The 7,370-nt window shown below is 49.2% G+C and carries 5 protein-coding genes and 2 pseudogenes; 4 read left to right on the top strand and 3 right to left on the bottom strand.

Features of this window, described 5'->3' with window-relative positions:
* Positions 1-182: 182 nt before the first annotated feature.
* Together GOB83_RS14290 and GOB83_RS14285 are read left to right on the top strand one after the other, a co-directional pair.
* A pseudogene (locus GOB83_RS14290) lies at positions 183-664 on the top strand (IS5 family transposase); the annotation flags it as partial.
* Positions 665-667: 3 nt separating this feature from the next.
* Positions 668-1,165 (top strand): annotated as a pseudogene (locus tag GOB83_RS14285) (DDE-type integrase/transposase/recombinase); the annotation flags it as partial.
* Positions 1,166-1,390: 225 nt separating this feature from the next.
* Here GOB83_RS14285 and GOB83_RS14280 read toward each other — a convergent pair.
* Complete coding sequence (locus GOB83_RS14280; protein WP_165926581.1) at positions 1,391-2,677, bottom strand: HEPN domain-containing protein; 1,287 nt, start codon at positions 2,675-2,677, stop codon at positions 1,391-1,393.
* A 387-nt stretch (positions 2,678-3,064) separates the two neighbouring features.
* Here GOB83_RS14280 and GOB83_RS14275 point away from each other — a divergent pair, with 387 nt between their 5' ends.
* Together GOB83_RS14275 and GOB83_RS14270 are read left to right on the top strand one after the other, a co-directional pair.
* Positions 3,065-4,330: a tyrosine-type recombinase/integrase gene (locus GOB83_RS14275; protein ID WP_165926580.1), complete on the top strand. Its 1,266-nt coding sequence runs from the start codon at positions 3,065-3,067 to the stop codon at positions 4,328-4,330.
* A gap of 464 nt (positions 4,331-4,794) precedes the next feature.
* Positions 4,795-5,718 carry a replication protein RepA gene (locus tag GOB83_RS14270; protein ID WP_025827923.1) on the top strand — a complete coding sequence of 308 codons (924 nt, stop codon included), beginning with the start codon at positions 4,795-4,797 and terminating at the stop codon, positions 5,716-5,718.
* Positions 5,719-5,765: 47 nt separating this feature from the next.
* Here the strand turns inward: GOB83_RS14270 and GOB83_RS14265 are convergent, their stop codons facing one another.
* Positions 5,766-6,473, bottom strand: a complete 708-nt coding sequence (locus tag GOB83_RS14265; protein ID WP_165926579.1) for a hypothetical protein — start codon at positions 6,471-6,473, stop codon at positions 5,766-5,768.
* On the bottom strand, positions 6,466-7,113 hold the full coding sequence (locus tag GOB83_RS14260) for a ParA family protein (RefSeq protein WP_025827921.1): 648 nt from the start codon (positions 7,111-7,113) through the stop codon (positions 6,466-6,468). Before GOB83_RS14260 ends, GOB83_RS14265 begins: the two co-directional genes overlap by 8 nt.
* Positions 7,114-7,370 lie beyond the last annotated feature (257 nt).

Below are 7,370 nucleotides of genomic sequence, written 5' to 3'. Positions count from 1 at the left end.
CGCCCATAATTCCAGTGTCTCTTCAACAGAGGCACCACCGGTCATCATATCCTGAATCATGGTTACCCATAGAGTCAGAACTCAATACAAAATGCAACTGTAGTGCTAGGCTCAGGACCTATTAATTTATTGAACTGGACGAACTGTTGTGATTCACAGGCTTACCGATGGAGGATAGGCCTGTGAGTGATGTGTTTATGCTGTCTGAGCGCCAGATGGAGCGGATTGAGCCGTTTTTTCCTCTGGCGCACGGAGTGCCACGCGTGAATGACCGGCGTGTTCTGAGCGGTATCGTTTATGTCATCCGCAACGGCCTTCAGTGGAAGGATGCTCCGCAAGCGTATGGTCCACACAAGACTTTATACAACCGCTTTATCCGGTGGAGCCGTCTGGGTGTTTTTGACAGGATCTTTGTCGCCCTGACAGAACAGGCTGGCCGTTCGAAGCGTCTGATGATCGATGCAACACATCTCAAGGCACACCGGACATCGGCGTCCCTGCTCAAAAAGGGGCTTTTCCCCGCCATATCGGACGGACAAAAGGCAGCCTGAACTCAAAACTTCATGCCGTGTGCGATGATCAGGGCCGACCTGTCCGCCTTCATCTGACTGCTGGACAGGTCAGTGACTTCAGAGGCGCAGACGTGCTTCTGGCAGACCTCCCCGATGAGGTAGAGGAAGACAAGCCAAAACGACAGCGCTTCAAACGCTATCTCAGAGGCTTTTTCATATCGATATTGCCGAAGTCCAGACTGCTGAGGGTAAGCTGCACCTCTTAGTTGCCATCGACCGGACAAGCAAATTCGCTGTCACACAACTGGTCGAAAAAGCCGATCGGAAGACGGCCTGGGAATTTCTCGAACATCTCCTGAGCATCCTTCCTTACCGGATCCACACCATTCTGACCGACAATGGGATCCAGTTTGCTGAACAGCCCCGCAACCGCAATACACCTTGGTCGCGTCCAATGCGCTTCGACATGATCTGCGAAGCCCAGGGGATTGAACACCGTCTGACAAAACCCAACCATCCCAGGACCAATGGTCAGGTTGAACGGATGAACCGGACTATCAAGGAAGCAACCGTCAAGCGCTTCCATTTCGACAGCCATGAGCAGTTAAGGACACAACCTCAGCGATTTCATAGCGGCCTATAACTTCGGCCGAGCTTGGGCGGCGCCATTCATCGCTGCGATGGTGTCAGGGATCAGCACGGCAATAATAGCACTTTTCAGCATGGTCGGAGATATTCCCAAGACAGGAACGACCCGAAACTTGTCGGCGTAAAACGTGTAATATAAATTCAGTTTCCTTCTACAGCATTCATAGGAAACATGTTTTAGACATGATTTTTTCTTTCGACCTAAAACGCCCTTACACTACAAATATGCATCATGGCCATGGACCGCCGTAGCTTGCCGTTGCCAGAGCAGTATTCAGTTCGTCGAAGTTCATCATGGGATCAAGCTTAGACATCACACTCAAATATGTTGATTCCACTATACTTTGTATTAGATCTGCATCGTGCCTAGTTACAGAGCGTTCCCCCGCATGCACCAGGCTAGAACGTGCTCCATATAATTTTTTAATCTTATTCGCGATTTCAATCCGTGTTTCGGGTGTTTTAGCCAATATGACGCTGGCATGGCGGGCTATAGTTTGTATGACTGGCGCTGCCTTATCACCGCTCGTGAGTAAAGATTCCATGGCAGTAAAAAAATATAGTAGACGTTGGGAACGATCAGATGCCTGCCGTCCACGGGTCATCCAACCAAGTCCTTGTGCAATACGCGCCCCTACACTGCCTTTCTTAGCGTTAAATATGGCCATATATTTCATGCAGGGATCGGTCATTAGAGTCGCATGAATACCTGCATCGATCCAAATAGTATTAACATTATCTGAAAGAAAATGCCGGCAGCCCTCTTCGAGTAAGACACCGTATGCATTATGAGAGCGATTCCAAAATGGATTAGCCTCTGGGAAACTGGAAAGGTATGGATGATAATGAGGCTGTTGAATCTCTGCTATGCGTATGAGGCCTAGTGCTACATCGATCATCCAGACAGCCTGCTCCCTAATATTTTTAATTGATGCTATGATACTTATTTCCCATAAAAGTTCAGGTTTAATACGTTCATCTGAAGTTCTTCCATCATTATAAAGTGGTGTGTAGATAATACTTAAGTATTCACTTTCCTTTTTTTTTGCAGATAACTCAGTTTCTAAAATGGTTCTTTTAACAGCACGAACGGGTCCAATGCGGAGATCGTTGATACTATCCCTAAATGCGACAGCACAGTTCTGATTGATGAATGTTCTCGGTTCGACAACGTTCTTTAGGAGTTCATCAAACACTTTTCCAATCACATCATTGACGCTCATTGTTATTGATGACTTACTACGCTCAGCAGCTAATTTCCAAATAAGCGCGTAGTTTTCTTCCTCATCACTGAACACCGGTCCCATAATGTGAGTTAAACGATTGATTACGTCGGAGCCTGCTCTTTTGGTAGCTTCAGACTCAATAAACCACACTCCACGTACAAAGCGACCACCTGGCTCGAATATAATATGTTCGCCGGCTGTTTCTTTAGGCTGCACCTCAGCCTCGATGAGTGAGAAAAAGGTCTCGAGTGCCGCTCGTAGAATTTTGTCCGATCTAAGCTTCGCGATCATGATTTATTCCTCCCGGTAGCATTTGCTACCATGCGTCCCGAGATTAACGGAACCGTCCGATAAAAACTTTGACGTATAAAACCAGACATTCTGTTCTCTCTCCATGCCGGTCTTCAATAAAGGCATGATGAGATAAAAAATACGGTTCTCGCTTAGCGCCGTGAGCTACTACACTGGGTGTAAGACATTTAGGGCAGTAGAAAGCGCGAGGCACCACTCATGCAGGTTGAAGTTGTTGTCCACGGCCGAAAAGATCGAGTTTTCGCAGCTCTGTTCGAGCGGTGTGACCGGACCACCCGACACCGTCTGGCCGAGGCCGGTTCAGAAACTGAAACTCTACCTGGAATTCTTGCAGCGGCCCGTCTTTCCCCGGGATTGGAACTGCGCTTGTCTGGTATCTCCCTTTCAGGGAATAAGACTGACGATCTACTGATTGCTCATGATGTGCCGTTCGTCTCCCGTGCCCGTGCACTGGCCGCAGAGCGGATCGGTGTGCCTCCAGATGACCCTTCACTGACTCTCGTCCTGCATCTCAGTTCAGTTCCGTATTTTCTGGCGCGCTACAGGCAAGCACACAGGGACACTATCGCACAGTCTGACGCGTCTCCTCCCCTGCCCTCTCCTGCGGGCCAGACGCCCGGCGTCATTATCCGATGGTTTGACGCCTCTCTTGGAAGGGCCGTTCCTCAACGCGATGGCTCTCTTGAAACCGCGCGTGATAGTGCCTCAGCCTACGCTTTGCAGGCCAAGGCAGGTAACACACGCAAAGCCTATCGTGCTGGTGTCCGGGCATGGTGTGCCTGGGCTGATCGTCATGCCCTTCCCTGCCTCCCTGCTCGTTCGGCCGACATTGCCGCATTTCTGGCAGACGAAAGAGGTCGGGGCCTTGCGCCCGCGACATTGGAGTTGCGACGAGCTGCAATCACCTATCTTCACCGTCTGGCGGGTTGCGCCGTACCCACCGCTGACGCCGCTATTGGGGAGACCATGACCGGAATCAGGCGCACCGCTGCGAAGGATGGCTTTACACCGCGCCGCAAAGCTGCCGCAACGCAGGACGTTCTGGCAACAATCATCAATGCGATAGACTTGAGCAAGTTATCCGGGATGCGGGACCGGGCTTTGCTCCTCATGGGGTTCTACGGTGCATTCAGGCGTTCTGAACTGGCCAGCATCGATGTTCGCCACGTAACCTTGGTCAGTAAAGGCCTGCTTGTCACCCTTCCCCATTCAAAGGGTGATAGACAAGGCAAGGGGGTGGAGATCGCCCTCCCCTACACCCAGAATCAGTATTGCCCGGTAAAGGCATACGGGGCCTGGCTGGCCGTGTCTGGCATACAGGCTGGCCCTATCTTCCGCCGTGTCCGCAAGGAAAGCACAGCTGCCTCTGACGGGGATGGCCGTGAAATTGGACAGCAGCCCCTGACAGATCGCTCGATCGCTCGCATCATCCAGAGCCGTGCCAGTGCTGCCGGGTTGGATGGAAAAACCTTTGGGGGCCACAGCCTGAAACGGGGGGCGCTTACAACCGGGATGGATGCGGGAGCGCACCCAGTCAAACTCAAGCGCCTTGCACGACACGCAACGTATGCAGCGCTGGGCGATTATTTGGAGCTAGGTGATCCTTTTGAAGAACATGCGTTAAACCGTTAATTCAAAAATAAATCTGTCTAATGATTCATCACGATAGAGATCACTGCCCCGCCAGAGTTCCCAGAACAAAGTTATTTAGATTTCATGGCTTTAAACAGCAAAGCGGCTGAGACACAGTAGCAGTCACAGAGACTCGGATGTGTGACGTCCACTTTAAAAATAAGGTGGGAACTTTAGAGGGAAAAATGTTTAGATTATCCCGAGGACTCTGGCGGAACCCCGGGAACTTTAGCGGGGCAAAATGGGAACTGTAGCGGGATTGTCTGGGAACTCTAGCGGATAAAAATGCTGGATATTCCTGATTTTTTGGAGTTACCCCGAGGACTCTGGCGTGACAAACTAATATTTTAAATAATACTTCAAATATTAGCGCGCCTCGTACGGTGCCTTCCCGCTAAAGTTCCCACTTCTCAAGCGCAAAATTACTGCTAGTGTTCATCGATCCTGCTCAAAGGAGTTCTCTAGTGGGAACCATTCACAAGCTCATAGAAGAACACGGTAAACAAGGGGCTCTGTCCTTTGACGAAGATCGAAAGATCATAGAAATTGCCGCTGACTATATGGCTTATGAAGATACAGGTATCGGCTTTCTATATAGTGGGTTCGCTCATGTAGGACTGCCACATAAACGCTTAGCTGACGATCTTGTCTGGCAAATTGAGACAGACAGAGCAGTGATGATTGTTGAACCCGGTCGTCGGGCAGTGCGTGGTGCAAATCCAGTATCTGTAGGAGTACCCTACGGAAGTAAAGCGCGATTAATCATGCTTTACCTACAAACAGAAGCCATAAAAACCCAGAATAGAGAAATTGAACTAGGAAAATCTCTGAGAGATTGGCTCAAGAGAATGGGCATTCCGCAAGGTGGAAAATCTATTAAAGACGTTAAAGAGCAAGCCGAGCGCATTTTCAGATGCCGAATCTCATTTCATTTCCAATCCGGGAACTCTAGCGGGTTGATAAATCAAAATATTGTGGATGCCGCCATATTTACGGATGATCATAAAGATAACGGCAAACAACAGTTCCTAGAGAGAGCTAAGCTTTCCGAACTATTTTACGATCAACTGCAAAAACATCCGATTCCGATCGAAGAAGCTGCAATCCGCGCATTAAACGGACATAGCCAAGCGCTCGACATCTATTGTTGGCTTGCTTATCGGCTTCACGCATTGAAAGGACCAACAGCAATCACATGGTCTGCTTTGAAAGCCCAGTTTGGAGCAGGTGTCGTGCGGTTAGACCATTTCAGACCGAAGTTCATAGACAACTTGAAAATAGCGCTAGCTGTATATCCTGCGGCTAAAACTGAAGTTACAAAAACTGGTGTTATCTTACATCCATCTAGGGCGCCTATTGCCCCTAAGATTCATGGAATACCCCGCTAGAGTCCCCATGGTGCGAACTCTAGCGGGGTATCTTTGTTGTCAACCAGTTACTCTACTAAATCCCCCAAGAGTCCCCTGATATCCTGTATTTTGGAATCAACGGCAGCCATTTCAGATTCCAGCTTTTCTCGATGACGTAGGAGTTTTCTATACTCCTCCTTCAATACATTGACGTCCACTCGGCCTGAAATTTCTGGTTTAATAACCGTCTCTTTACGAAGGCTGGCAATCTCCCGCCGAGTTACATCTGGACGAATTAAGCCGCGCTCTTTGGCTACCCGAAGCTGATGTTCATTCAATAGAGTAATTTGATACGCGGTTCCGTAACTCCCAGGACATGCATCCAAAGGGATTACCCCATCCGAAACGGCTTTCGCGATCCGCCTTAATTGAGTTGCCGTGGCGTCAGAAAAGGGGAACAGACGATCAGAGCCCTGTCTTAATTTAATATATTCTGCTTTTGACAGGACATTTTCCAAATCCAGAAGAGCCCGCCCAATGGCGAGGAATGAATCACGGGCTTGACTCCAGTTCTGATTGACCTCGGCACGAACTGCCAAAATACGTGAGACTTTTTCAGTATCGGAAATTACAGAAGTACCTGCAAACACGTCTTCTATTGTCGTCATGACGTTATCATCAATGACAACTCGTTCTATTAACATTTCGGCACGGTTATCACTAACACTCAGGCTATCATCTTCTTCCATTACGGACATGATTGAGGTGCGTGATACCCGGTGTGTTTTAGACATTGGTGATTTTCCTGTTTATGAATGCCCAAAGTTCTTCAAATGGCTCCTGACCTCGACTTTTTGTGAAATCGAGAAGGGTCAGTCCTTTGCCACTGGGCACATGCACATCCTCTAATTGAGGAAGCTCTACTGGAATAACATCGGCCACTTTGATGAGCCGCCCGCGAACTCTAGCAAATGAATTGGTGCGGCGATTAGCTCTATTCAACACGACAACGGTATTGTTGGTAACCTGGTTTAAAACATCGATCCAAGGGGCGATGCTATCGACATCGTCCTGAGTGCAGGCGCAAGGAACAACTACGATGTCAGCAGCTTGCGCCAAGCCAGTGATTGCTGACATGTGATCTTCAACACTGGGAGGCGTATCAATAACGGCTAAGTCATAACCTTTTGCTTGACTGAGACCGCCTCGCCAATCCTGAAGTTGCGCGCCAACAATCGGAACGTCGATAAACTCAGGCATTTTAGACCGGAGCGCCTGCCGTCGCTTTCCCCACTTGTCGATGGTACCCTGACGATCAAAGTCTATTCCAATGACCTTCTGGCCTTCTTGTGCCGCTGCGACAAGAAGGTGCCTCGTGACCACTGACTTCCCGCTTCCACCTTTGGGCGACGACACTAAAACGATTTTTGTCATGTAGCTACCGCCTTATATAAATTAGACATGTCTAATTACGTTTACCGCGCAATGATTACATCCTCCAGACTGCCCGATCAACCTGTTAATTTTTATTAGACATGTCTAATTTCCAGAAAATGCTCAGCTACGCGTAAAATAAAAACAAAACTCCGACCAGCCCTGAGCGTCGCGCGCAAAGGGTGGGTCGGTCTGTCTGACGCCAGCCCGATCCCGGCGCAGGCGCCGCCTTTGCCCGCGCCACCCAGGCCCGGTTC

This window comes from Acetobacter fabarum, assembly GCF_011516925.1.
Lineage (GTDB): Bacteria > Pseudomonadota > Alphaproteobacteria > Acetobacterales > Acetobacteraceae > Acetobacter > Acetobacter fabarum.
The sequence above is the reverse complement of the archived record's forward strand: the minus strand, read 5'-3'. Positions and strand labels throughout refer to the sequence as shown.